General features: G+C 68.9%; 29 protein-coding genes. 15 read left to right on the top strand and 14 right to left on the bottom strand.

Going from position 1 to position 24,609, the window contains the following annotated elements; all coding sequences use genetic code 11:
* Positions 1–20: 20 nt before the first annotated feature.
* The 8 genes from HMF7854_RS04620 to phoB all read left to right on the top strand — a co-directional run bounded on the left by HMF7854_RS04620 (position 21) and on the right by phoB (position 7,237).
* Positions 21–443, top strand: coding sequence for a hypothetical protein (locus tag HMF7854_RS04620; protein ID WP_126718028.1), 423 nt, complete (start codon positions 21–23; stop codon positions 441–443).
* Between the two features lie 34 nt (positions 444–477).
* Positions 478–1,497, top strand: coding sequence for a sensor histidine kinase (locus tag HMF7854_RS04615; protein ID WP_126718027.1), 1,020 nt, complete (start codon positions 478–480; stop codon positions 1,495–1,497).
* A gap of 69 nt (positions 1,498–1,566) precedes the next feature.
* Positions 1,567–2,604, top strand: coding sequence for a substrate-binding domain-containing protein (locus HMF7854_RS04610; protein ID WP_126718026.1), 1,038 nt, complete (start codon positions 1,567–1,569; stop codon positions 2,602–2,604).
* A gap of 19 nt (positions 2,605–2,623) precedes the next feature.
* Complete coding sequence (pstC, locus tag HMF7854_RS04605; protein WP_126718025.1) at positions 2,624–4,006, top strand: phosphate ABC transporter permease subunit PstC; 1,383 nt, start codon at positions 2,624–2,626, stop codon at positions 4,004–4,006.
* Entirely contained in the window at positions 3,999–4,892 is an 894-nt protein-coding gene (gene pstA / locus HMF7854_RS04600) for a phosphate ABC transporter permease PstA (RefSeq protein WP_476712808.1), read from the top strand. The genes pstC and pstA overlap by 8 nt, the downstream gene beginning before the upstream one ends.
* A 163-nt stretch (positions 4,893–5,055) precedes the next feature.
* Positions 5,056–5,838, top strand: a complete 783-nt coding sequence (gene pstB / locus HMF7854_RS04595) for a phosphate ABC transporter ATP-binding protein PstB (protein ID WP_126720063.1) — start codon at positions 5,056–5,058, stop codon at positions 5,836–5,838.
* 13 nt (positions 5,839–5,851) lie between these two features.
* Positions 5,852–6,550, top strand: coding sequence for a phosphate signaling complex protein PhoU (gene phoU, locus HMF7854_RS04590; RefSeq protein ID WP_126718023.1), 699 nt, complete (start codon positions 5,852–5,854; stop codon positions 6,548–6,550).
* A 3-nt stretch (positions 6,551–6,553) separates the two neighbouring features.
* Positions 6,554–7,237, top strand: a complete 684-nt coding sequence (phoB, locus tag HMF7854_RS04585) for a phosphate regulon transcriptional regulator PhoB (RefSeq protein ID WP_126718022.1) — start codon at positions 6,554–6,556, stop codon at positions 7,235–7,237.
* On the opposite strand, the gene HMF7854_RS04580 is transcribed toward phoB, so the two are convergent.
* Positions 7,234–7,737, bottom strand: a complete 504-nt coding sequence (locus tag HMF7854_RS04580; protein ID WP_126718021.1) for a cupin domain-containing protein — start codon at positions 7,735–7,737, stop codon at positions 7,234–7,236. The two genes, phoB and HMF7854_RS04580, sit on opposite strands and share 4 nt — an antisense overlap.
* A gap of 138 nt (positions 7,738–7,875) precedes the next feature.
* On the opposite strand from HMF7854_RS04580, the gene rlmB reads away from it, so the two are divergent.
* Together rlmB and HMF7854_RS04570 are read left to right on the top strand one after the other, a co-directional pair.
* Positions 7,876–8,622, top strand: coding sequence for a 23S rRNA (guanosine(2251)-2'-O)-methyltransferase RlmB (rlmB, locus tag HMF7854_RS04575; protein ID WP_126718020.1), 747 nt, complete (start codon positions 7,876–7,878; stop codon positions 8,620–8,622).
* A complete protein-coding gene (locus tag HMF7854_RS04570; RefSeq protein WP_126718019.1) occupies positions 8,622–9,239 on the top strand; it encodes a DNA-3-methyladenine glycosylase family protein in 618 nt (205 codons plus the stop codon). Before rlmB ends, HMF7854_RS04570 begins: the two co-directional genes overlap by 1 nt.
* Here HMF7854_RS04570 and HMF7854_RS04565 read toward each other — a convergent pair.
* The 5 genes from HMF7854_RS04565 to HMF7854_RS04545 form a co-directional block, all read right to left on the bottom strand.
* Complete coding sequence (locus HMF7854_RS04565) at positions 9,236–10,525, bottom strand: hypothetical protein (protein WP_126718018.1); 1,290 nt, start codon at positions 10,523–10,525, stop codon at positions 9,236–9,238. The two genes, HMF7854_RS04570 and HMF7854_RS04565, sit on opposite strands and share 4 nt — an antisense overlap.
* Before the next feature lie 116 nt (positions 10,526–10,641).
* Positions 10,642–11,334: a pirin family protein gene (locus tag HMF7854_RS04560; RefSeq protein ID WP_126718017.1), complete on the bottom strand. Its 693-nt coding sequence runs from the start codon at positions 11,332–11,334 to the stop codon at positions 10,642–10,644.
* Positions 11,335–11,371: 37 nt separating this feature from the next.
* The gene (locus HMF7854_RS04555) at positions 11,372–11,896 is read right to left on the bottom strand and encodes a gamma carbonic anhydrase family protein (protein ID WP_126718016.1); all 525 of its coding nucleotides are present in this window, start codon (positions 11,894–11,896) and stop codon (positions 11,372–11,374) included.
* A 10-nt stretch (positions 11,897–11,906) separates the two neighbouring features.
* Positions 11,907–12,905 (bottom strand): cation diffusion facilitator family transporter, encoded by a 999-nt coding sequence (locus HMF7854_RS04550; protein ID WP_126718015.1) that lies wholly within the window; start codon positions 12,903–12,905, stop codon positions 11,907–11,909.
* Between the two features lie 48 nt (positions 12,906–12,953).
* Entirely contained in the window at positions 12,954–14,084 is a 1,131-nt protein-coding gene (locus tag HMF7854_RS04545; RefSeq protein ID WP_126718014.1) for a glycosyltransferase family 4 protein, read from the bottom strand.
* Positions 14,085–14,218: 134 nt separating this feature from the next.
* Between HMF7854_RS04545 and HMF7854_RS04540 the strand changes: the two genes are divergently transcribed.
* On the top strand, positions 14,219–15,427 hold the full coding sequence (locus HMF7854_RS04540; protein WP_126718013.1) for a glycosyltransferase: 1,209 nt from the start codon (positions 14,219–14,221) through the stop codon (positions 15,425–15,427).
* A gap of 336 nt (positions 15,428–15,763) precedes the next feature.
* On the top strand, positions 15,764–16,378 hold the full coding sequence (locus HMF7854_RS04535) for a replication protein A (protein ID WP_126718012.1): 615 nt from the start codon (positions 15,764–15,766) through the stop codon (positions 16,376–16,378).
* A 105-nt stretch (positions 16,379–16,483) separates the two neighbouring features.
* Here HMF7854_RS04535 and HMF7854_RS04530 read toward each other — a convergent pair whose 3' ends face one another.
* From HMF7854_RS04530 to HMF7854_RS04505, 7 genes are all read right to left on the bottom strand, one after another.
* Entirely contained in the window at positions 16,484–17,743 is a 1,260-nt protein-coding gene (locus HMF7854_RS04530) for a tyrosine-type recombinase/integrase (protein WP_126718011.1), read from the bottom strand.
* Between the two features lie 251 nt (positions 17,744–17,994).
* Positions 17,995–18,807: a DNA adenine methylase gene (locus HMF7854_RS04525; RefSeq protein ID WP_126720062.1), complete on the bottom strand. Its 813-nt coding sequence runs from the start codon at positions 18,805–18,807 to the stop codon at positions 17,995–17,997.
* A gap of 301 nt (positions 18,808–19,108) precedes the next feature.
* Positions 19,109–19,531, bottom strand: coding sequence for a hypothetical protein (locus tag HMF7854_RS15680; protein ID WP_185829153.1), 423 nt, complete (start codon positions 19,529–19,531; stop codon positions 19,109–19,111).
* Complete coding sequence (locus tag HMF7854_RS16250; protein ID WP_420822359.1) at positions 19,528–20,016, bottom strand: glycoside hydrolase family protein; 489 nt, start codon at positions 20,014–20,016, stop codon at positions 19,528–19,530. The genes HMF7854_RS15680 and HMF7854_RS16250 overlap by 4 nt, the downstream gene beginning before the upstream one ends.
* 74 nt (positions 20,017–20,090) lie before the next feature.
* Positions 20,091–20,351 carry a DUF7940 domain-containing protein gene (locus HMF7854_RS04515; protein ID WP_126718009.1) on the bottom strand — a complete coding sequence of 87 codons (261 nt, stop codon included), beginning with the start codon at positions 20,349–20,351 and terminating at the stop codon, positions 20,091–20,093.
* Positions 20,352–20,384: 33 nt separating this feature from the next.
* Positions 20,385–20,609, bottom strand: a complete 225-nt coding sequence (locus HMF7854_RS04510; RefSeq protein WP_126718008.1) for a hypothetical protein — start codon at positions 20,607–20,609, stop codon at positions 20,385–20,387.
* Positions 20,606–20,941, bottom strand: coding sequence for a hypothetical protein (locus HMF7854_RS04505; protein ID WP_126718007.1), 336 nt, complete (start codon positions 20,939–20,941; stop codon positions 20,606–20,608). The genes HMF7854_RS04510 and HMF7854_RS04505 overlap by 4 nt, the downstream gene beginning before the upstream one ends.
* A gap of 112 nt (positions 20,942–21,053) precedes the next feature.
* Between HMF7854_RS04505 and HMF7854_RS04500 the strand changes: the two genes are divergently transcribed.
* From HMF7854_RS04500 to HMF7854_RS04490, 3 genes are read left to right on the top strand one after another with little or no spacing between them, the layout of a single operon-like run.
* On the top strand, positions 21,054–21,242 hold the full coding sequence (locus HMF7854_RS04500) for a hypothetical protein (protein ID WP_126718006.1): 189 nt from the start codon (positions 21,054–21,056) through the stop codon (positions 21,240–21,242).
* Between the two features lie 9 nt (positions 21,243–21,251).
* Positions 21,252–22,259 carry an acyltransferase family protein gene (locus HMF7854_RS04495; RefSeq protein WP_126718005.1) on the top strand — a complete coding sequence of 336 codons (1,008 nt, stop codon included), beginning with the start codon at positions 21,252–21,254 and terminating at the stop codon, positions 22,257–22,259.
* Positions 22,256–23,050, top strand: a complete 795-nt coding sequence (locus HMF7854_RS04490; protein ID WP_126718004.1) for an FkbM family methyltransferase — start codon at positions 22,256–22,258, stop codon at positions 23,048–23,050. The genes HMF7854_RS04495 and HMF7854_RS04490 overlap by 4 nt, the downstream gene beginning before the upstream one ends.
* A 32-nt stretch (positions 23,051–23,082) precedes the next feature.
* Here HMF7854_RS04490 and HMF7854_RS04485 read toward each other — a convergent pair whose 3' ends face one another.
* Positions 23,083–24,597, bottom strand: coding sequence for an SGNH/GDSL hydrolase family protein (locus tag HMF7854_RS04485; RefSeq protein WP_126718003.1), 1,515 nt, complete (start codon positions 24,595–24,597; stop codon positions 23,083–23,085).
* Positions 24,598–24,609: the final 12 nt, after the last annotated feature.

Genomic DNA, 24,609 nt, shown 5'->3' with positions numbered 1-24,609 from the left:
GGCTCGGCCCTCCTTCGACAATGAACGTCTATCTCTACTGGCCGCTGCTGCTCCTGGTCACCGCCGTCGCCATGCTGCGCGGCAGCCGCGACGCGCGGGCGGTCACGGCAATCTGCGTCCTGGCATCGGTCGCCACCCACTTCGCCGTCGCCCCCGTCGCGCTGCGCTACAGCCGGATCGAGACCGGGCTGCTGATCATCGACCAGGCGACGCTCGCCGGCTTCACCCTGATCGCGCTGGTGTCGCAGCGGTTCTGGCCCTTGTGGGTCGCCGGGCTCCAGCTCACCTCGACCCTGGCGCACCTCTTCAAGGCGCTCCACTTCACCCTCATGCCGCAGGCCTATGCGGCGGCCGAGCGGCTGTGGGTCTATCCCATCTTCGCGATCGTCCTGATCGGCATCGTCCGCCACCAGCTCCGGCTCCGCGGCCGCCTGCCTTCCTAGCGCCGGCACCCCGGCCTGGGCTATCAGCCCGCCGATGAGCGACCCCGAGCCTGCCCTCGCTGCCCTGTTCGAAGCAATCGACGAGCCCGTGCTGCTCGTCGCCGGAAGCCGCGTCCAGGCCGCCAACGCCGCCGCGATCGCGCTGCTCGGGCGGGCGATCGTCGGCCACGACCTGCGGCTGGCGATCCGGCAACCGCAGGCGCTCCAGGCCATCCTCGGCGGCCGACCGGAGGAGATCGAGGTCGGCGGGATCGGCGCGCCCGGCCGCCGCTTCCGGCTTACCGTCCGCCCGCTGTCGCCGTCCCTCACCTTCGTCCGCCTGACCGACCAGACGGCGGTCCGCGCCGCCGAGCAGATGCGGGTCGATTTCGTCGCCAACGCCAGCCACGAGCTGCGTACCCCGCTCGCCACCATCACCGGCTATGCCGAGACCCTCGCCGAGGATGGCGAACTGCCGCCCGAGCTTCGCCGCCGCTTCGGCCAGGCGATCCACGACGAGGCGCGGCGGATGCTGCGGATCGTGTCAGACCTGATGAGCCTGTCGCGGATCGAGGCAGACCGCTTCGTCGCGCCCCAGGAGGAGGTCGATCCCGCCGAGCTCGCCCGCCTCGCCGCCGACCATGTCCGCCCGCTCGAGGAGCAGCGCGGCTGCACGGTCCACATGACGCTGGCCGAGCCCCTCCCGGCGATCACCGGCGACTTCGCGCAGCTTCTCCAGCTGCTCGACAATCTCCTCTCCAACGCCCTCCGCTACGGCTGCCCCGGGCCGGGCTGCGAGGTCGCGCTGACGCTTCGCGCCGAGGGCGACCAGCTGCTGATCGAGGTCGCCGACCAGGGCGAGGGCATGGCCGCCCGGCACCTGCCGAGGCTCACCGAGCGCTTCTACCGGGTCGACGAGAGCCGCAGCCGCGACGCCGGCGGGACCGGGCTCGGCCTCGCCATCGTCAAGCATATCGTCGAGCGCCACCGCGGAACGCTCGAGATCGCCAGCGCGCCCGGCCGGGGCAGTCGCTTCAGCGTCCGCCTGCCTCTGGCGGCTGTCACAAAAGCGTAGCACAAGCGTCACGATAGACTCTCCGAACTGACGCTAATGCCGGCCCGTCATCAGATGGAGTCTGGATACATGAAGAAGATGCTCGCGGCCCTTCCGCTCGTGGCGCTGGTCGCCGCCTGCGGCAGCAACGGCGGCGGAACGCAGGCCGGGGGCGACATCAAGGTCGTCGGCTCCTCGACCGTCTACCCCTTCACCACCGCCGCGGCGGAAGCCTTTCAGCGCGCCAACGCCGGCGCGCGCGTGACGGTCGAATCGACCGGTACCGGCGCGGGCATGAAGCTGTTCTGCGCGGGCGTCGGCGCCAACTTCCCCGACATCGAGGACGCCTCGCGGGCGATGAAGAAGAGCGAGTATGACGAGTGCGCCAAGAACGGTGCCAAGAACGTCATTGAGGTGCCGATCGGCATCGACGGCCTGACCATCATCGAGAGCAAGGGCGGCCAGCTCCAGAATCTCACCCAGAAGGACATCTACGCCGCGCTCGCCGCCAATCCCTACGGCAAGGGGCCGAACAAGGCGCAGACCTGGAAGGACGTCAATCCGGCGCTCCCCGCGATCAAGATCCGCGTGCTCGGCCCGCCGCCGACCTCGGGGACCCGCGACAGCCTGGCCGACCTCTACCTGACCAAGGGCTGCGAGAGCGACCCGGCGATGGTCGCGCTCAAGAAGTCGGACGAGGCCAAGCACAAGGACCTGTGCACCAAGGTCCGCGAGGACGGCGCCTATGTGGAGGCCGGCGAGAACGACAATCTTCTCGTCCAGAAGGTCGCGGGCGAGCCGGGCACGCTGGGCGTGCTGGGCTATTCCTACCTCGAGCAGAACGCCGACAAGATCCAGCCGGTGCAGATCGCCGGCGTCGTCCCGACCGAGGCGACGATCGCTAACCTGAGCTACCCGGGCGCGCGCAAGCTCTTCCTCTACGTCAAGGGCGAGCACATGCAGGCCAAGCTGGCGCTCAAGCAGTTCGTCGCCTTCTACGCGACGCAGTGGGGCAAGGGCGGCCCGCTCGAGAAGAAGGGCCTCGTGCCGTTCGGCGGCGCGGACGCATCGGCCGCGTCGGCGCAGGCGGCCGCGATGAAGCCGCTCGACCCGGCGGGTCTCAAGTAGGTCGAGGGCGGCGGACGCCATGATCCTGTCCCTGGCGTTCGCCGCCGTCCTCCTGTTCGCCGCGGTGGCGGGCTGGTCCGGCCTCGTCCGGGCGCGCCGACTGCGCGTCGCCGGGCCGCGGCTGCACAGCCTGCCCTTCTACCACGGCAGCTTCGTCGCGCTCGCCGCAGCCATCCCCGCGCTGCTCCTGCTCGCCGCCTGGATCCCGCTGCAGGACCGGCTGGTCACACACGACGTGCTCGCCAGCCCCGCGGGACAGGCGCTCCCCGCCTTCGATCTTCAGCGCAGCACCATCCTCGCCGAGGCGCGGCAGGTCGCGCACGGCACGCTCGCGGCGGGGTTCAATCCCGAGTCCAACGCGGTCGCGCCGGTCATCAAGGCGGCGGAACAGCGCTGGTCGCTGCTCGGCGCCGGGCTCGCGCTGCTGGTCGCGCTGGCCGCCGGCGGAGTCGCGCTGAGCCGGGTCCGCTCGGGCTTCCGCGCCCGCACCCGGGTCGAGGCGTTGCTGCTCGGCCTCCTCGTCGCCGCCTCGCTGATCGCCATCCTGACCACCGTCGGGATCATCGTCTCGCTGCTGTTCGAGAGCATCCGCTTCTTCCAGCTGGTCAGCCCGCTGCAATTCCTGTTCGGCACCCACTGGAGCCCGCAGGTCGCGCTGCGCGCCGACCAGGCCGGCTCCTCGGGCGCGTTCGGCTGGGTCCCCCTGATCTGGGGTACCGTCTTCATCGGCGCGATCATCGCCATGCTCGTGGCCATCCCGCTCGGGCTGATGAGCGCCATCTATCTCACCCAATATGCCGACCCGCGGCTGCGCAAGTGGCTGAAGCCGATCCTCGAGGTGCTCGCCGGCGTGCCGACCGTCGTCTACGGCTATTTCGCCGCGATCACGCTGGCGCCGATGATCCGCGACGCCGGGCTCGCCATCGGCATCAGCTCCGCCTCCGCCGAGAGCGCGCTTGCCGCCGGGCTGGTGATGGGCATCATGATCATCCCGTTCGTCAGCTCGATGGCCGACGACAGCCTCGCCGCGGTCCCCCAGTCGATGCGCGACGGCAGCCTCGCGCTCGGCGCCACCAAGTCCGAGACGATCCGCAAGGTGCTGCTCCCGGCCGCGCTCCCCGGGGTCGTCGGCGGGGTGCTGCTCGCGGTGAGCCGGGCGATCGGCGAGACGATGATCGTCGTCATGGCCGCCGGCCTCTCCGCCAACCTCACCGCCAACCCGTTCGCCAGCGTGACCACGGTCACCGTCCAGATCGTCCAGCTGCTGACCGGCGAGCAGGAGTTCGACAGCCCCAAGACCCTCGCCGCCTTCGCGCTCGGGCTGGCGCTGTTCCTGATCACCCTGCTCCTCAACCTCATCGCGCTCGCGGTCGTGCGGCGCTACCGGGAAGCCTATGAATAGCCCCGCCTCCCGCTGGAACGACTCGCGCATGCAAGCGCGCGTCCGCCGCCGCTACGCCGCCGAGCGCCGCTTCAAGGCGCTGGGGATCGGCGCGGTCGCCCTGTCCGTGCTGTTCCTCGCCTTCCTGCTGGTCAACATGGGCGCCAAGGGCGTGGGCGGGCTCAGCTTCACCTTCCTCACCAGCACCGACGCGACCGACGCGGCGCAGGCGGGCGTGTGGGGCGCGCTCAAGGGCAGCTTCTACACCATCCTCGTGACCATTGCCCTCGCCTTCCCGATCGGCGTCCTCGCCGCGCTCTACCTGGAGGAGTTCGCGCCGCGGAACCGCTGGACCGACCTCGTCGAGGTCAGCATCAACAATCTCGCCGCGGTGCCGTCGATCATCTTCGGCCTGCTCGGCCTCGCCGTCTTCCTCGACACGATGCAGCTGCCGCGCTCGGCGCCGCTGGTCGGCGGGCTGACGCTGGCGCTGATGACCTTCCCGGTGATCGTCATCGCCGGGCGCAACGCGATCAAGTCGGTCCCGCCCTCGATCCGCGAGGCGGCGCTCGGCGTCGGCGCGTCCAAGATGCAGGTCGTGTTCCACCACGTCCTCCCGCTCGCGCTGCCGGGCATCCTCACCGGCACGATCATCGGCATGGCCCGCGCGCTGGGCGAGACGGCGCCGCTGCTGATGATCGGCATGCGCGCCTTCATCGTCACCCCGCCCGGCGGCGTGCTCGACCCGGCGACTGTGCTGCCGGTGCAGATCTTCCTCTGGTCGGACGAGGTCGACCGCGCCTTCGTCGAGCGGACCAGCGCGGCGATTATCGTCCTCCTCGTCTTCATGCTGGCGATGAACGGCCTCGCCATCTTCCTCCGCAACCGCTTCGAGCGCCGCTGGTAGCATCCCCATGAAAGAGACCACCCCCATCAACATCAACAGCCCGGTGCCCTTCCCGAGCGTCGCGGCCGAGGCCGAGGCGAACCGCGAGGGTCCCTCGACCACCCTCGCCGGCATGCCCGAGCCGGAGGCGCTCGCCCCCGCGCCCGAGCCGCAGGTCGAGACCATGGCTCCCGCCCCCGCGGCCGACGCCGAGGCCAAGATGAGCGCCCGCGACGTGCGCGTCTTCTACGGCGCCAAGGAAGCGCTGAAGGGCGTGTCGGTCGACATCCACGAGGACCGGGTGACCGCCTTCATCGGTCCGTCGGGCTGCGGCAAGTCGACCTTCCTGCGCACCCTCAATCGGATGAACGACACCATCCCGGGCGCGCGCGTGACGGGGACGATCACGCTCGACGGTCAGGACATCACCTCGCCCGACATGGACGTGGTCCAGCTCCGCGCCCGCGTCGGCATGGTGTTCCAGAAGCCCAATCCCTTTCCCAAGTCGATCTACGAGAATGTCGCCTACGGGCCGCGCATCCACGGGCTGGCGAGCGGCAAGGCGGAGATGGACCAGATCGTCGAGCGCTCGCTCAAGCGCGCCGGCCTGTGGGACGAGGTCAAGGACCGGCTCGCCGACAGTGGCACCGCCCTGTCCGGCGGCCAGCAGCAGCGCCTCTGCATCGCCCGCGCCATCGCGGTCGACCCCGAGGTCATCCTGATGGACGAACCCTGCTCGGCGCTCGACCCGATCGCCACCGCGCGGATCGAGGAGCTGATCCACGAGCTGCGCGGCCGCTACGCGATCGCGATCGTCACCCACAACATGCAGCAGGCCGCCCGGGTCAGCCAGCAGACCGCCTTCTTCCACCTCGGCGAACTCGTCGAATATGGCGAGACGCGGGAGATCTTCACCAATCCGCGCGAGCAGCGCACCCAGGATTACATCACCGGCCGCTACGGCTGAGTTGGAGACGCGAATGATCGCCACCAGCGGACATACGATCAAGGCCTTCGACGACGATCTCGACGCGCTCCGCGCGCTGATCAGCCAGATGGGGGGCCATGCCGAACATGCGATCGGCGAGGCGATGCGCTGCCTCGTCCAGCGCGACGGCGAGGGCGCGCAAGCGGTGGTCGACGCCGACAAGCGGCTCGACGCGCTCGAGGCCGAGACCGAGGCGCGCGCGGTGCAGATCATCGCGCTCCGGGCGCCCATGGCGGGAGACCTCCGCGACGTCGTCGCGGCGCTCAAGATCGCCGGCGTGGTCGAGCGGATCGGCGACTATGCCAAGAACATTGCCAAGCGGGTCCCGCTGCTCGAGGACGCGGGCAAGATCGAGCCGATCTCGCTCCTGCCCGAGATGGCGCGGATCACCGTCGGCATGGTCCACGACGTCGTCGACGCCTTCGTCAGCCGCGATCCCGAGGAAGCGCTGAGGGTGTGCGAGCGCGACAAGGCGGTCGACGATTTCTACGACAGCATCTTCCGCTCGCTCCTCACCTACATGATGGAGAACCCGCACAACATCGGCCAGTCGACCCACCTCCTGTTCGTCGCCAAGAACCTCGAGCGGGTGGGCGACCATGCCACCAACATCGCCGAGATGGTCTACTACGCCGCGACCGGCCGCAGCATGGGCGAGCGCGCCCGCGGCGCCGACCCGCTGGCGGGCTGAGCCATGGCCGAGCGGCAGCTGCTCCTGGTCGAGGACGACCGCCCCCTCGCCGAGCTGATCACCTTCCATTTCGAGCGCGCCGGCTATGCGGTGACCCGCACCGGCGACGGGGAGGAGGCGCTGATCCTCGCCGAGGAGGTCAAGCCCGACCTCGTCCTGCTCGACTGGATGATCGAGGGGATCAGCGGGATCGAGGTCTGCCGGCGGCTGCGGCGCCGCTCGGCCAGCCTGCCGATCCTCATGCTCACCGCCCGCGGCGAGGAGGAGGACCGCGTGCGCGGGCTCGAGACCGGCGCCGACGACTATATCACCAAGCCGTTCAGCCCGAAGGAGCTGGTCGCCCGGGCCGGCGCGGTGCTGCGCCGGGCGCGGCCGGAACGCGCCGCCGAGCGGCTCGACTATGCCGGGCTCGAGATGGACATCGTCGCCCACAAGGTGCGGCGCGACGGCAAGTCGCTCGCGCTCGGCCCGACCGAGTGGCGGCTGCTCCGCCACTTCCTCGAGAACCCCGGCCGGGTCTACTCGCGCCAGCAGCTGCTCGAGCGGGTCTGGCCGCACAGCGATGACATCGAGCTGCGCACCGTCGATGTCCACATCCGCCGCCTCCGCCAGGCGATCGGCGAGCCGGATCTCATCCGCACCGTCCGCTCGGCCGGCTACGCGCTCGACGACGAGGACCTCGCCTAGCCCGGCGTGCGCACCCCGGGTCCCGACGCGCAAGCGGGCGCGTCGTCGTTGACGCGGCCGGGCTGCCCGTCGGCGACGAGCGCGACCGCATAGGCGACCGCCCCGTCGACGCTGGTCCCGACATGCGGACTGTCGCCCTCGACGAAGGACTCGCCCGGCCCGTAGCTCTGGGTGGTGCAGCGGCCATTTTCTTCCCGCGTGACCACGATCGTTCCCGACGCGACCTGCACTAGCACCATCCCCGGATGGTGATGCCAGACTGACGAGCCATTGGCCGACCATTCGAGCCGCACCGTCTGGGTATCGATGGGGTCCTTGGTCTGGAACTTGATCCGCTCGTCGTTGACCTTCGCGATCTCGTCCAGGTTGGTCTTGACCAGCGTCTCGCCGCCCCAGTTCACCGGCGGCGTGGCCGACGAGCGGCTCGCGCCGAGCCCGGCGATGGCCATCGCGGCGGCGGCGAGGAGCGGCATCTTCGTCTTCATGGGGGTGAGCGACATCGGCGTTCTCCGGGTTAAGGGCGGCAGGCCTATCCAAGGCGGCGCGGGCGGACCATCTGGCCCGAGCGCCTAGGCCATCGGCGCGCCGCCGGGCTCGACGCTCGCCAATCGGGTACTGCTGGGCTAAGCGGCCACGCCATGTCCCGCCGCAAGAAATCGCACCAGTCGCACCACGGCACCGCCAACCGCCCCCGCTTCTGGGGCAAGCATGCGGTCGCCGCCGCGCTCGACAATCCGGAGCGGCGGGTGCTCAAGGCCTGGGCGACGCGCGAGGCGGCCGGGTTCATGCAGTTCCCCGCCGAGGTGCCGGTCACCCTCGCCGACGCCGCCGACCTTGGCCGGCTGGTCCCCGGCGACGCCCCGCACCAGGGCGTGGTGATCGAGGTCGAGCCGCTCGAGGACATGTGGCTCGCCGACCTTCTGCACGAAGCCGGCGACAAGTCCGTCCTGCTCGTCCTCGACCAGGTCACCGACCCGCACAATGTCGGGGCGATCATCCGCTCGGCGGCGGCGTTCGGCGCGGTCGGGATCGTCACCCAGGACCGTCACTCGCCGCCCGAGAGCGGGGCGCTCGCCAAGGCCGCGTCGGGGGCGCTGGAGCGCCTGCCCTGGGCGCGCGTGGTCAACCTCGCGCGCGCGCTGGAGGAAATCGCCGAGGCCGGCTTCTGGCGGATCGGGCTCGCCGGCGACGCCGGGTCGACCCTTCAGGAGGCGCTCGGCCCCGACAAGGTGGCGCTGGTGCTCGGCGCCGAAGGCCCCGGCCTCCGCCAGAACAGCCGCGAGCATTGCGACGCGCTCGCCAGACTGCCGATCAGCGATGCGGTCGAGAGCCTCAACGTCTCCAACGCCGCCGCGGTGGCGCTCTACGCGGCGACCGTCGCCTGATGGTCCGCACCCGCCAGTCGCTCGACGCCGGGCTCGACCATCTCGCCGCCAGCGAAACCGCCTTCGCCGGAGTCATGGATCGCCTCGGCCGGCCCGAGCCGCGGATCAGCGAGACCGGCGTCGCGACCCTGCTGCGGACGATCGTCGGCCAGCAGGTCAGCGTCGCTTCCGCCCGCGCGCTGTGGGCCAAGCTGGAAGCCGCGTTCGGCTCCCCGCCCGACCTGGCGGCGATCCTCGCGGCGAGCGACGAGGATCTGCGCGCCGCCGGCATGTCGCGCCAGAAGGCCGGCTACGCGCGCAGCCTCGCCGGGCTGGTCCTGTCGGGCGAGCTCGACCTCGACCGGCTGCCTGAAGACGACGAGGAGGCGATCGAGCTCTTGACCCGGATCAAGGGGATCGGCCGCTGGTCGGCGGAAATCTATCTGCTGTTCGCGGAAGGCCGCGCCGACGTGCTTCCCGCCGGCGATCTCGCGGTGCAGATCGAGATCGGCCGCCTGCTCGGGCTGGACGGCAAGCCGAGCGAGAAGCAGGTGCGCGAGCTGGCCGAGAAGTGGCGGCCCCACCGCGGCGCCGCCGCGGTGCTCGCCTGGCACAGCTACAACAGCGACGTGATCTAGCGCCGCACTCCGGTCGGGTTGAGCCGCTGGTCGAGCCCGCGGAAGATGCGCGAGCCGAGGTCCATGCGGATCGGCCCCATCTTGCCCCCGTCCTCGCCGCCGGAGCGGCCGACGAGGTAGTTGACCGAGGTCCGCCCCTCGCCCGAGCTGAAGCGATAACTCGCCTGCAGCGCGACGACCGGCACGAACAGCTTGCGCCCTTCGACCTCATATTCGCGGACCGCGTCGCGCTGGAGCCGGACCTGGCTCTGCAGTGCCAGCTGGCCGAGCGGGGCGATCACCTCGATGCCCCCGGCGCCCGGCGCGGGCCGCTCGTGGAAGGTGGCGAGATTGGTCTCCTGGTCCGCGCCGGCGTTGATCATGATCGCCTCGATCTTGACCTCGCGCGCGGGCGCGTTGCCGCTGTTGAGGACGTTGAGATCGAAGAAGAGGGTTACGCCGCCCTCGTCGACGACGATCCGCTCGGCCCTCAGGTCGAGCTCGACCCACGGCCGCAGCCGCGACGAGACGATGCCGCCGCCGGCCGGCCGCGGCGCGGGCGCGGCCGGCGGGACGGTCTCGCCGGCCGGACGACGAACGAGCCCGGGCGCCGCCGCGCGCTGCAGCGGCTGCGTGGTGGCGGGCGCGCGCTTGAGCGGCGGGATCGGCTGCGGCTGCTCGGGGGCACCGAGATCGAAGCCGCCGCCGGCCAGCGCCGGACGGGCGCCGCCGCTGCCGCCGCTGCCGCGCTGGCGAAGCAGCCACCAGGCGCCGCCGGCTCCGGCCGCGGCGATCAACAGCAGGATCCAGACGAGGGTCGAGGAACCGCTGCCCTCGTCGAGGTCGGCGGGGGCGACCGGCGCGGGCGCCGGAAGCGCGACGGGCGGGCTGGGCGCCAGCGCCGGCGAGGTCAGGGTCGGCACCGCCTGCCTGGGCGCGCTCGCCGTGGCGGCGGGCGGTTCGGCGGACCGCTCGCGCACCGCCGGCTCGGCGGGAGCGGCGCGGACCCGCTCGGGCTGCGCCTCGGCGGCCGGCGGCGCGGCGGCGACCCGCTCGCGCTGTTCGCGCGGGGGTGTCGTGGCCGCCGAGGTGTCGGGGCCGGTCCGCGCCGGCGCCCGGGCGGCGGGTACCGGCGCCACGGTGGCCGGCTGGCTCGAGTTCTGCCCGCTCGTCCCGCCCAGCGAGAAGTTGCGCAGCTGCTCGGGCCCGACCGTGTCCTCGCGCGCGGGCGGGGCCGGGGTAAGCACGGTCGTGCTCTGCGCCAGCGCGGGAGCGGCCGCGAGACCGAGCCCAAGACCCAGGATCAATCGAGGTGAACGCAAGAAATCGTCTCCGAAGGACCGCGTCTTGCCCCGCGCTCGCGGAACCGGCGATGAACGGCGCCCATACTCCCTCACGCGCCCGCTTATCAACCGCTTGGCGGTCAGCCGGCGTCCACCAGCACCAGTTCCGCGTCGTCCCGAGCGACGATCTCGAGCCGCGTCTCGCCGGTGACCGCGATACCGTCGCGGGCGGACGCCTCGACCCCGTTCACCGTCACCCGCCCGCTCGGCACCAGGTAGAGGTGCCGCTCGGGGTCGGCGGCAAGCTCGATCCGACCGCCCGCGGGCAGGGTCGCGCCGAGCACCTGCGCATCGGCGTTGATGGTCAGGCTCCCGTCGTCGGGGTCGCCGCTCGCGAGCAGCTGGAAGTGGCCCTGCCGGTCGTCCTTGGGAAAGGGCATCGCCCCCCAGCTCGGCCGCGCGCCGGGCCGGTCGGTCTGGATCCAGATCTGGAACAGGGTCGTCGCCTCGTCCTCCAGATTATATTCGGCGTGCTGGACGCCGGTCCCGGCGCTCATCACCTGCACGTCGCCCGCCGCGGTCCGGCCCTTGTTCCCCATCGAGTCCTGGTGGGTGATCGCGCCGGTGCGGACGTAGGTCACGATTTCCATGTCGCGGTGCGGGTGCGGCGGAAAGCCCGAGCGTGCCGCGATCCGGTCGTCGTTCCAGACGCGGATGCGGCCCCAGCCCATCCGCGCGGGATCATGGTAGCTGGCGAAGCTGAAGTGATGGCGGGCGTCGAGCCAGCCGTGGTCGGCATGGCCGAGCGAGGCGAAGGGACGGATGTCGATCATGCCGCCAAGGTGGCAGGAGCGGCGGCGGCTTCAAGTGTCAGGGGTGTAACCGCAGCTCCGCCGCGAAGCGCTTTGCCTTGGCGACATAGAGCCGCGCCGATCCGCCGAGCCGATCCCGCTCCTCGTCGCTGAGGCGGCGGACCGCCCGCGCCGGCGCCCCGACGATCAGCCAGCCTTCCTCGAACGACTTGCCCTCGGTGACCAGCGCGCCGGCCCCGACCAGGCAGCCCGCGCCGATCACCGCCCCGTTGAGGATCCGCGCCCCCATTCCGACCAGCGCGCCGTCGCCGATGGTGCAGCCGTGGAGAATTGCCTGGTGACCGACGGTGACCCCGCGGCCGATCGTCAGCGGGAAGCCGGGATCGCTGTGGCCGACCGCCCCGTCCTGGACGTTGCTGTCGGCTCCCACGACCAGCGGCGTATTGTCGCCGCGCAGCACCGCGCCGAACCAGACGGAGGCGCGCTCGCCCAGCCGGACCTCGCCGATGAGGTCGGCGGACGGCGCCACCCAGGCGTCGGCGGCGAGCAGCGGATGGTGGTGGTCGAGGGCATAGAGCGGCATGGCGGCGACCCTAGCGCGTCGGTCCGGCCTGACCAGTCCCGCCGGCCGCGACCGCCTTGGCGAGCGCCGGCGGCGCCGCCGCATCGGTCGGTCCGTCGCCGCTGGTGGTGGCAACCGGGCGGACGAACACCCGGAACAGCTCCGGATGCTTGCGGCGCAAGCTTTTCTCCATCCGCTCGATCAGCGCCTCGACCTGCGGAAGGGTCAGCCCGTCGTCGAACTTGACCCCGAGCACGCCGATCACCTGCTCGGGCGACAGCTGGCTGGTGATGATGCTGTCGACCGCCACCACGCAGTCCTCCTGCTCGACGACCTCGCGGATGCTGTGGCTGAGCTCGGGCGCGGCCCGCTCGCCGATCAGCAATTCCTTGCTCTCGCGGGCGAGGAGCACCGCGACCGCGCCGAGCACCAGCCCGATCAGGATCGACCCGCTGCCGTCGATCCACGGCTGCTCGAATTGCGTGCTGAGGAAGGTGGCGGCGGCGGCGATGACGATCCCGACCAGTGCGGCGCTGTCCTCGAGCAGGACCATGAAGCTGGTCGGATCCTTGCTCTTGCGCACCGTCTCGACGATTCCGCGGCCCTGCCGCGCGCGGTCGAAGGCGCGCCAGCCGAACACCCAGCTGATCCCCTCGAAGACCATCGACAGCGCGTAAACGATATAGTTCAGCGTCGGCCGGGCGATCGGCTCGGGGTGGCGGATGTGGACGATGCCCTCGTAGATCGAGACCCCGGCGCCCAGCGCGAAGATCAGCAGCGCGACGACGAAGCTCCAGAAGTAGATCTCGCGCCCGTAGCCGAAGGGGTGGGTCTGGTCGGGCGGCCGGGCGGCCCGATGCTGGCCGTAGAGCAGCAGCACCTCGTTGCCGGTGTCGACGAAGCTGTGCACCGCCTCCGACAGCATGGCCGAACTGCCCGAGATGGCGGCGGCGACGGCCTTGATGGCGGCGATCGCGAGATTGCCGACCAGCGCCGCGATGATCGCCGTCCGGCTGCTGCTTTCCGCCATTGGCGGTGAACCGCCGATCCCGGCCTTGGTTGCCTGCGGCGGCGGGGGTCAGCCGTTGAACAGCTCGAGCAGGCGGGCGCGGAACTCCTCGGCCGAGAAGCAGCGGTGGACCCGCTCGCGCCCCGCCCGGCCGAGCGCCTCGGCCCGCGCCGGGTCGTTCAGCAGCGCCAGCATGCGGTCGGCCGCCGCCGCCGCATCGCCGACCGGGATCAGGAAGCCGGTCTCGCCGTCGCTGATGATCTCCTCCGGCCCCCCGCAGCGGGTGGCGATGACGGGCAGCGCGGCGGCGCTGGCTTCCTGGCAGGTCAGCGAGAAGGATTCGCTCTCGGAGAAGTTCAGCGCCGCATAGGCCCCGGCGAAGGCCTTCTCGGCACCGTCCACCGCGGCGTGGAAATGGATCCGCGACGCTCCCGGGGAGCGCCGGGCGATCTGCTCGAGCTGCGCCTTGTAAGCCTCGTTTTTGGGCAGCCCCATCGTGCTCCCGAAGAAATGCAGCTCGCAGCGTGGGTCCGCGACGGCAACCCTCTCAAAAGCCGCCACCGCCACCCCCTGCCCTTTTCCGTTGATATAGTTGCCGAGATAGACGAACTTGCGTGATCCGCGTTCGAACGCCGGCGCGAGCGTCGGGGTCGGATCGTAGAGCAGTTGCGCCGGCCAGCCGGGAGCCTGCGCCGCGACCGTCCTGGATACCGCAACCAACTGATCGCTGAACCGACGGGCAATCGCCAGCCACAAGCGGCCGGGCGCACCGAACTTGGCGGGATCGATCCGCAGCCAGGTAACGATCCGCCCGCTATAGCCGAGCGCCTTGGCCATGTGCGCGGAGGCGAGATAAAAATCGTTGACCTGGACCGCCGCAATTTCCTCCCGCTCCAGCATGCGCTTGAGACGAAGCCCGTCGCGGATAAGGCGCCAGGGATAGCTCGCCGCGCTCATCCACTGGCGGCGCAGCGTTGGCACAGGAAAGCGAATCACCCTCGCGAAATCGGCTAGGTCGCGGTCTGGCACCCGGTTCGCCTCGGGGACGATGAGGACGAACTCCAGCGCGGGCACCAGCCTCGCCTCTCGCACGATCGCGAGCAGCGCGCCGGTGCGATCGATGCTGCCGTCGACGATGGCGACCCGCCGCCGCGCCGTAGGCGGGTGCGAAGGCTGGTTCGGGTCGGCCGGGCGATCCATGCTGCCTGTCGTCACTCCCCTGCGAGCCGGGCCGGCCCGGCTCGCCTCTTGCGGGATCCCGGTCCGTGCGACAAGCACGGCCTTCCTCTCTCCCGGGTCTCGCCCGCGGAACGCACTACAGGCGGGCACCGGACTTGCGCATTTCGCTTCTCGTCACCGAACTCTCGATGGGCGGCGCGGCGCGGGTCGTGCGCGATCATGCCGAGGCGTTCGCCCATTTCGCCGAGGTCCGGGAAGTCGTGTTCAACCGGGCGGACGGGGTCGACTATGCGGGCGGCCAGGTGACCAGCCTCGACGTGACCGGCGGCGGTTCGCCCCGGCGGAGGGTCGCCGGCTTCTTCGAGCGCGCCACCCGCTATCGCGCGTTCAAGAGAGAGTGGCGGTGCGACATCAGCGTCAGCCATCTCGAAGGCGCCCAATATGTCGACCTGCTGAGCAGAGGCAGGGCGAAGCGGGTCGCCGTCGTGCATGGCTCCATCCTCGGAAACGAGGACATCAGCGGAGCGCTTGGAACGATCCGCCGGCACCTGCTCCTTCCGCTCGCACTCCGCTCGGCTGACGCGGTCGTCGCCGTCAGCCGCGACATCGCGCGCGAGCTCCGCACGATGGGTGTCCGCCACCCGCGCGTCATCAACAACTTCTTCGATCTCGAGCGGATCCGCGCGCTGGCCGCGGAGCCGCTTGCCGAGGTTGAGGCCGGGATCTTCGGCTCGGTTCCGGTGATCGTCACGTCTGGCCGGATGGCCGAGCAGAAAAACCAGGCGCCGCTGCTCGCGATCCTAGCCGACCTCAGGCAGCGCCAGCCCTGCCGTCTGCTCATACTTGGGGATGGTCCGCGCCGCGGCGCCTTCCTGGATCAGGTAGCCGCATCGGGGCTAAGCCTGAGCTCGCCGTGGACCGGGCTGGATCCGGCTGCCGACGTTCATTGCCTCGGCTTCGTCGAGAACCCGTTCAAGCTCATTGCCGCCAGCGACCTTTTCGCCTTTCCCTCCGCTTGGGAAGGCTTCCCCTTGGCGCTATGCGAGGCGATGGCCTGCGGCACGGCGGTCGTCTCGTCCGACTGTCCCACCGGTCCCCGCGAGATCCTCGCTCCCACCAACGCGGAACCCACGCAGCCGATCCGCGCCGCCGAATGGTCCGATCACGGCATCCTCATGCCGATCCCCGCGAAGGACCGCCAGCCCACCCTCGACGCCTGGGTCGATACGTTGGGCCAGCTGCTCGCCGACGCTGGCCGCCGCGAGACACTGGCCGCGCGTGGCCTCCAGCGGGTGCACGACTTCAGCCGCGACGCCATCGTGCCGCAATGGGAAGAGCTTTTCCGCGACCTGCTGAGGAAGTAGGACAAAGAGCATCGCTGCAACCGCCGGCGACATGGCCGCCGGAGATTGGTGCCCAGGAGGGGACTCGAACGCCGACATACATCGCCTGAAGCGCGCCACAGTCTGACAGCCGTGGCCGCTGACTTGGGGATGGGCGATGTCGCCAATGAAGGGGGGAGCAACGTGCGCGTCTCCCAGCGGCCACAATGGGCGTAGCGTGGAGGCGCGGTCTTGACCGCGCGGGCTCTGGGAGAGGTCCTCGCTGGCGCCCAGCCATCGAAGGCCAGGCGGACGTTCCAACCAGTTCGGCGAGACAGCCGGCACCGGGGTGAGCGCGAGGAGAGGATCTGGCGGCCTTTGGGCGCGACCAGGCGCGAGGCGCGGCGCTTTTGCGCTGCCTTGCTGCAGGCGGCCGAGTTCTACGACCGGAAGCACAAGCAGGCTGGGCGGTGGAACGGCCCGATCGGGGCCATCGGGATCGAGGTCCTCAAGGTCCTGCTGAACCGTTTCGCCGATTGGAAGACGGGACGCCTCGATCCGGCGATCGACACGATCTGCGACAAGCTCAGGCGGTCCCGGGCTGCCGTGGTGCGCGCGCTGGCGCGGCTGAAGGCTCACGGTTTCTTGGATTGGGTCAGGCGTACCGAGCCTACCGATAATGCCGGCGCCGCCGGACCGCAGGTTCGGCAGATCACCAATGCTTACGGCTTCGACATCAGCCGCCTGCCTAAAGCAGCGGCGGCCTGGATGCGAAAGGTCTTGGGCAACGCGCCTCCTCCGGACTGCGAGGCGGCAAGGCGCGAGGCGCACCTTGCCGAGACGGAGGCGATGCTCGCCGGCGTTTCTGCCGAGCAGCAGGCCCGGTTCATCGCCGGCGACGACGCGCTCGGAGACGCTCTTGCCGCGATGGGGCGCGCACTCGACACAAGCGCGAGTTCACGAAAGGGCCAGAATCCGGGTGATGGAGAATAAAAGGACGCGCTTTGCGCGGCGCTAGTTCGATTCCGGCCTGAACCTGCTCAACCTGCAGCACGAAAACCTAACCGCCGGTTTCGGCGGCGATGCTGCGCGCGCCGGCTAATCGCCGTCGCGGTGGCTCTCCAGGGGGAGAGCGGCAAGGTGCGTGCCACCGCACTGGGTGTCGGTCGCGCGGTCGGCGGGCGACAGAAGGTCCGCCCAGCGTTGGAACAGATCGCGCAGCCGCGCAGAGTGCTGGGCCCGATTGTAAGCCGCCTCGACCTTGCCCTTGTGGCCCGCATGGGCGAGCGCCTGGTCGATAAGGGATTGCTCCTCGGGAAAGCGGTCGTTGAGGATGGTCGAGAAGCTCGCCCGCCAGCCGTGGGGCACATGCCGCCCGGAATACCCCGCGGCGGCGTAGAGGTCGCGCAGCGCGCCTTCGCCGATCGGCGCACCGCGTCGGCGGCCGGGGAAGATGAGCTCGCCGCCGCCGGTCAGCGGCTTGAGGCTCGAGAGCACCGCCACGGCCTGTGCCGACAGCGGCACCAGGTGCTCGGCCGATGGATCGGCTTTCTTGGCCTTGCGCAGCTTCATTCGCGCCGCCGGGATGCGCCAGACTGGGCTGGCGCCGTCCAGGTCCTCAATCTCTGACCAGCGGGCGCCGCGGAGTGCGCCGAGGCGGACCGCGGTGAGCGCGAGGAAGGCCGACGCCAGGCGCGGTACAGTTGGCCACGGGGTTCGGTCGACGAGGGATGCCAGCCGCTGCACGTCGGGGAGGTTGGTCAACGCAGGCTGGGGGCGCTGGAGCGGCCGCGGGCCAAGACGATCGGCGACGATCGCGGCAGGATCCTGCTCGCAAAGCTCGTCGTGAATGCCGAGCCGAAAGATGCTGGAAATGCGCTCGCGGATCCGACGGGCGCTCTCCTTGCACCCGCGTGCCTCGACGATCCGGAGGAGATCGCGAACGTCGCGAGCGCGGATCTCCGCCGGCACCCGGCTGCCGATCGCCGGGAAGACGTCGCGCTCGAGGCTCGCGAGAACATCACTCGCGTGTGCGGCGGACCAATGCTCGGCCTGCTCGGCATGCCAGCGGCGGCCGAGCTGCTCGAAGGACTGACCACCGGCCGCGTCGTTGACGTTTATGTCAACGCCGCGGTCGAGCTGCTCGCGCACCTGGTCGCGTCGACCGCGCGCCGCTGCGAGGGTCAGCTCAGGCCATCGCCCGAAGGTAAGCAGCTGCTCCTTCCCTCCACGCCGGAACTTCATGCGGAAGGACTTGGACCCGGTTGGCCGGATAAGAAGGTGAAGCCCGCCGCTGTCGTGCAGCTTGTAGGCGCGCGGCCGCGGCCGCGCGGCCTGGACGGTCGCGTTGGTGAGCATGGAGATCCCGTGATGTTATGTGCTAGGAGTTGCTCCGCCGCGCTCGCAACGGACGAGGCTTAGGCCCGTAGGTTCGTGACTAACCGAGGTTGGTCCGAAATAAGCGGGGTGGGTGGCGAGCGGTTGACCAGGGCGCGGCACCCAAGCGCGGCGGACACGTCCTCCGCCGCGCTCAGGGTAAGACATGGGTGAAATCCGCCATTTCTCGACGGGATGGGCGGAGGCTAATACCCCCACCCGTACCCCGACCTTCAGCAGCGGTTTCCACCTCGGACGATCAGCTCGCCGACCTTCTTAGCGCCTGCGGACCGGGTGCCGATCGTGTAGCTTGTCTCCACCTCGTCGATTGAAAAGCGGCCGAACACCTCACGAGCGCCGGGCGTGTCGTTGATCGAAAGAATGAAGTGCCCGCTGATGCGGGCCAGCTGCTCGGCTAAGCGTTCGAAGTCCGCCCGCTCGAACGCGGAACCATAATCTTCCTCGCAGCCCCAGTACGGTGGGTCGAGGTAGAACAGGGTTCCGGGTCTGTCGTACCGGCTGATGAAGTCCCCGAACGGTAGCCGCTCGACCACAACCCCGGCTAGCCTCTCGTGCAGGTCCTCGAGCATAGGCCCGAGCTTGGTGACGTCGAAGCGGGCGCCGGAGTCGAGCGTGACGCCGAAGTTTCGTCCGACGACCTTCCCCCCGAACGCCGCGCGCTGGAGATAGAGGAAGCGGGCCGCTCGCTCGAGGTCGGTGAGCGTTGCGGGGTCGGTTCTGATCAGGCGCTCGAAGCCAGCCCTGGTGGTGAGCTGAAAGCGTAGCATGTCCATGAAGGCAACGTAGTGCCGCTGCAGAATTCGGAAGAAGGTTGCGACGTCCTCGCTGATGTCGTTGATGACTTCGCAGCGCGGTCGCCGGCTGCGGCGGAGAAAGACGCCACCCATCCCGACGAACGGCTCCGCGTAGGCAGTATGGGGCATTCCATCGATAATTGAGCAAAGGCGGCGCGCGAGGTTGCGCTTACCGCCGATGTAAGGTGCTACGGGTACCACCGGCTTAACTTCGATTGTTGAGCTTTCCATGATGATTAGGGATCCACATGACCCCGCCCGGTGCACGGGTGCGGGGCGGCCAGCGACGGCCTGCTGCGTCGTGACCGGGGCCTTCCCGGTCGGTTGCCCTGTTCCACCAGGGCACCCCCGCTCGGCCGCAAAAAGGGTTTAATACCCGTTCGCCGCGGCAGCGGACGTGTTCTATTTCTTTGGGTTAGATGCGGCGCCCTGATCGCGCAGCTTTACTTCGGCGATGAGGCTGACCAGCTGAGATCGGATGGCCCCCGCAACATCGTAGATCTCGGCTAAGCTCGCGAGCAGCTGCCCGCCGTTAGCGGTCACTCTGCCGGTTACCGGATCCATCGTTCGCTGCACTGCCGGCAGCTTCGGCGGATCTGCCAGGAGTCGCTGCGCCACCTTCGCTGTTGGCGCTGGCGGCCGCACGGTCGAGCAGCTCGATACCAGCAGCGTCGAGGCAGCCGTTCCGATACACAGGAGAACCCGCGACCACCCGCGGCACCTCACGATAGACATAGCGCACCTCCGCTTGCCGGCCTGCTTCGCGCTGCGCGCTGGCCCGCTCATATTCGTCGATAGATCGTTGCATCCGCTCAGCTGAGAGTTGCTGCTCTCGCTCGCGCTTCAGTTCCGCGGCCTCCTCCTGGTGGACGCCTGCCGACTTGCCCTCCAGGTACCCGCCCACCGCGGCTGCCAACACAGCGATCGCCGCGGAGCCTGCCAGCCACGGGTTCATGCCGCACCCTTTAGGCAGAGGGCCTGTTCCTTCTGGCGCCGCGCAATTAGCCCTCGGAGTTCGGTCCTGGCGCCGGTCCGGCGATCGCGAGCCGTGGTGAACCAACCGTTTGAAGGTCTGCCGAGCCCAGGTAGGCGGTAGCGCGCGGTCAAAGCAAGGCAGCCGCCGCGCCAGTCCGCGGCCCGAATTCGGGCCGCCATGGGCGAGCTGCAGACCGCAGGCCAGCCAGCATTGTAGCTTGCGTCGAGCAGGGCGGCGAAGACTGGCGTCCGACGATCGTCGGCTAGGTTGGGCAGGCACTGCAGGAGCCTCGGCGCGTAGTCGCGCGCTAGCCGCCGCCGCAGCATGGTACCGCACTCCCCCCGGCTGTAGGCGCGCTCCTCGACCCCTTCGGTTTCGCCATTGCAAACCGTGCGGATGTGAGCCGGATCCCAATAAGGCCTGAGGGCCGTGCCCTCGCTGGCGACCGTCAGCGGCGTGCACATGGCACATGCCGCGGCGATCGCGGCCGCGAGCCGCGGCGGACGGCCGGGCGGGGGCTCGGAAGATCGATAGCTCATCACGAGCGCTGCTGCTTCATGCTGCGGGCAGCCTGGACCAAGACGCCCCAAAGCAGGCCGAGAATTGGTGAGTAGGGCTTCAGCGACGCCGGGAGGAAGGGCAGCAGCGTGTTGACCACCGCCTCATGCTCGAGCGCATAGGTCAGGACCGCAGTCCCCGCCAGATTGAGCCAGGTCGTAGCCCAACGCCATGAGCAGTGGACATCGTCCACCAGGCGGACGCGCAGATGGTCGACCGCGCCGGCGAGGCGCGTTTGCATAAATCGCAGCATTGTCGGTCTCCGAGGGAGGGATCAGTGGCGAGCCGGGGACGTGACCTCGTCCAAGCGGCCGAGCAGTTCGGCAAAGGCGTCGTCGTCCGGGAGCGGCACTGCTGCGGCGACGGCATCGCCGAGCCGCTCGAGCTCGGGCTTGCGCAGGAGTTGGGCCGCGCGCGCGGCCTTCATCAGTCCTCCGGCTGACAGTCCGCTGCTCACCATCGAGGCGATCTCCACTACGGCGAGCGGGTCGAAGGTCATGAGTTGATCCTCCGCATTACGACAGCCTCCAGGGCATGAAGAAAGAAGGCGAAGCCCAGCGCGCCTGCACACAGGGCAGCAATCACCGCGGTCACTGGGCTGACCCAGCCTTGCTCAGCCGCGAGGACCGATAGGGTGGCGAACATCGGCAGTGCCGAAAACTCGGAGGTCATGAGCCAACGCCGGCGCCGCCGCCAATGAGCAAGCTCAACGGGATCTTCGGGCGGCTCGCTACCGAGGCTGAAGAGCTGGTGCGCGATCCGCGCAGCGAAGGCCGTGAGCGCCGCGAAGTAGCAGAGCGTCCACAGCAGGAATGCCTCCGACCTGTTCATCCGACCGCTTCCATCGGTGCTGACCGGTCATAGGGCTGAGACATCTCACGCCCTGTTGCGACGCTGACCATGTTCATTGATCTTTCTTGTGAGTCGGTGTTAGGCCAGCAGCATGTTGTTGTGGCGCACCGTCTTTTTCCTGCCGGGCAAGGTGCTCGATTGGATGGTGGGCGATCTTCGCAAGTTGTGGCGCACCCTCACCACTGAGGCGCCGCCCGGGATGTGTTGCAGCTGCCACGAACGGCCGATCCAGGGCGAATTCGGCCGGTGCGAGGACTGCGAAAATATGATCGTCTGGTAGTAAGCCGAGGTGACGCGTAACGAGCCTTCCCTGCCCCCCCGGCGCTTTGAGACTGTCCAGGCTCTTCGCTTCGCCGCTGCCGGGCTGGTCGTCCTAGCGCATTGCGCAAGCGGCTATTTCCTACCCGGGACCGCCGGCGTCGACCTGTTCTTCGTTATTTCCGGCTTCATCATTACCCGGCTGCTCAGCGATCGGTCAGCCCTGGAGTTTGCGGCAGATCGCCTGACCCGGATCTACCCGATCTATTGGCTCGCGTCGGTTCCGCTGCTCGTCATGGGGTGGGATGGGAGCTTACAGCGCCTGCTCACCTCGCTGACGCTCTGGCCATGGTTCGGCGAGCTGAAGCTACCGTTCCTCGTCGTTGGGTGGACGCTCAGCTTCGAAATGCTCTTCTATCTCGGTGCCGGGCTCGTCCTATGGAGCCGCCGGACAATACCCTTGCTCGGGCTTGCTTACCTGCTGTTCCTTGGTTTCGGCTATGCCGGCGCGCACCCGCTATTCGCCTACCTCGGCAATCCTATGGTGCTTGAGTTCCTCGCCGGGGTTCTGATCGCCTGTCTTCCGTTGACCCGCTTCCGCGCGATCGGCTTGCTCGCAGCGCTTGCGGGCATCATCGCGATCCCGTTGCTGGGTCGGCCCGAGTTTGGCTGGCCTGACCACATGCTGGGCTTCACCTCCCGAGCATTCCTTTGGGGTCCGTTCGCCGCCCTGATCGTGTGGGGCGCGCTCCAGTGGGAGGGGGCGTTTCGAGGCCGTTTGTGGGACTGGATCGTGGAGGGCGGCGACGCCAGCTATTCCCTATACCTGGTCCACCCAACTATCTTGCTGCTCGCTCCCGCCAACCCTTATCTGAAGCTCGCCCTGATGCCGCTCGTCTGCGTGGCGGCCAGCTTTCCTTTCCACTGGTGGGTCGAGCGACCACTCACCCAGGCGTCCCGCCGGTTGTTGCGACTGACCCCTTCAAATGGCCGATCAAGGCCGCCGGCGATCGTGGCGGTAGCGCAGGACAGAGCATGACGCTGAACCTCTCGGCACTGGCGTTCGGCAGTATCGAGCGGCTCAGGCGTGCCGGTCAGGGTCGTTTGGCAGTCGTCGCTGCCAATGCGATCGGGCGTGGGCGGCGCTTCCACATCGACGCCGACGGTGACTGGATCCACGAGCAGGGCCGCACCACCTTCGCCAGCCCCGATGTTCACGCCAAGCGGCTAAGCATGGTCGACGCCGCCACGCGGGACGAGTTCTTGTGGCGCTACACCCCGAAATACGGCGACGTCGTATTCGATGTGGGGGCCGGCATGGGCGACGAGGTGGTGACCCTCTCCCCCATGGTTGGACGCGTCTACGCGGTCGAGGCGCATCCCGGCACCTTTCGCTGCCTCACCAAGACGATCGCGCTGTCCAAGCTGCCGAACGTCACACCCCTGTTCTGCGCTCTCACCGATCGCGATGGCGAAACCTCGATCGCGAGCGGCGAGAACCATCTCGCCAACAGCATTGGCAAGGCCGGTGACCGGGTGCCGACCCGCTCACTTGCGTCGCTATGTGCAGAGCATCGCGTCGAGCGCTTGGACTTCCTCAAGATGAACATCGAAGGCGCCGAGCGCTTGGCAGTGCAGGGCTTCGGGAATGTGCCGATCAGGCGCCTAGCGATTTCCTGCCACGACTTCGTGGCCGATGCTACCGGAGACGATGGCTTCAGGACAAAAGCCGCGGTCCGGGCGGCTCTCGAGGCGCAGGGCTTCAAGGTCGAAGGGCGGACCCACGAACGCCGCTGGACCCGGCACATGCTTTACGCGTCGAAGGACTAAAAACGAGCCCGCATGAGACTTCATCCTGCTCGTCAGTAGACCTCCCGCACGCTGATATTGTCGAACAGCGCGAACTCGCCGTTGGCAGCCCAGGCGGTCGCTGACGCGGCTTCTAACCCAATGCGCAAGCTGGTTCCAGAAGCAGTGAACTGCGCATCCACGACGCCATTGGCGGTGTTCGCGTAATAGAACGTGGCCGTAGTGGCGCCGAGCAGCTCGATTCGGGCGCGATCCAGCGAGCTCGGCGTCATGGTCGCGCGGAAGTTGTAGACCTTGCCCTGCATCAGGGTGAAGATGTCCTGGGTAGCGGCATTGGAGTCGCCGCCGGAAACCACCTTCAGCTGGCCGGACACCGCGGCGATCGTGGTTCCGCCGCCTGCGGTATACCCGGTCGTACCGTTCGAGACGTCTCCATTGGTGACCAATTCCGGGCCGTAGGGCGTGGTGTGCGGGGCAGTGCCGAGCACGCCAAGCGCGTTCAGGGCCGCAGTCCAGGCCGCGCCGATGATCGCCCGCCCGTCGCCGTTCTCGTGAATGTGGTCACCGGAGTCATAGGCAGCCGCAAGGTTGCCCGAGCCGTCGTTCAGCGAGTCATAGTGCGAGGTGATACGGCCATCGACACCGGTGATCGCGGGGAAGCCGGGGTTCGGCGTTCCGGCAATCGAGGCGTTGAGATCCATCGCCATTTGCTGGCTGGCCGCGCCATCCGGATAAGCGGCCATGTAGCGCAGCTTTGCAGGCGTAAGTTTCGCGGCGAGGATCTTCGCGCCCGGCGCCATCTTTGCCCGGGCCGCATCGACCAAAGACTGGTATTCGGTGATGAGCTGAAGGGTGGACTTCAGCGTGCTATCTAGGTCATTGTGACCGACCTGGATCACGAGCCAGACGGCACCAGCAGCGGCCGAAGAAGCGTCCAGCGCCGCGCGCTGCTGGGCGATCGTGTTGCCCGCAACTGCGAGGTCGGTTTTCGCCAGCGTCGTGTCGACATAGCTGCGGAGGACGCTGCCGTATGTGTTGTAGACGGCGATGGTGCTGTCGCCGAGAGACATCGCCGAGGGGGCGGGACGCACCCGGTACGCGACAGAAGTATTCTTGGGGCTCTTGCCTGCCAAGGTTTCCGTGAGCGTCAGGTTGCCTGAGCCTTCAGCCGCGTTCCCAGTGAACGCCCAGGTGCGCGCCGCCGAATTGACGGTGAAACCGGAGGGCGCGTTCGCGATCGAAATAATCGATCCGTCGGTCGCTCCCGTGATGGTGCCATTGGCAGCGACGCCAACTGCAAGCTGGTTCCCGGTAAGGGCAAGAGAACCCAAGTTGCCTTGCGCTCTATCGGCAGCATCCTGCGCCTGTTGAGCATACATCTGCGCGGAATCGACAAGGGCTTGCAACTGGGACGTGAGCACGCTGTGGAGCGCTAAGATCGCGATCTCACTCATCGGCACTTTTCGGCTGTTGCCGTTCTGCTCGATGTACACAGTCTCGGTGCCGACCAGGGGGGCGGCTGGAGGCAGATCGCTAAGAAGGCGATCGCTCACGTTGATTTCGTTCATGCCTCAAGCACT

The sequence above is a fragment of the Sphingomonas ginkgonis genome, from assembly GCF_003970925.1.
Lineage (GTDB): Bacteria > Pseudomonadota > Alphaproteobacteria > Sphingomonadales > Sphingomonadaceae > Sphingomicrobium > Sphingomicrobium ginkgonis.
Note: the sequence above shows the minus strand (reverse complement) of the source record. Positions and strands in the feature narration are given on the sequence as shown.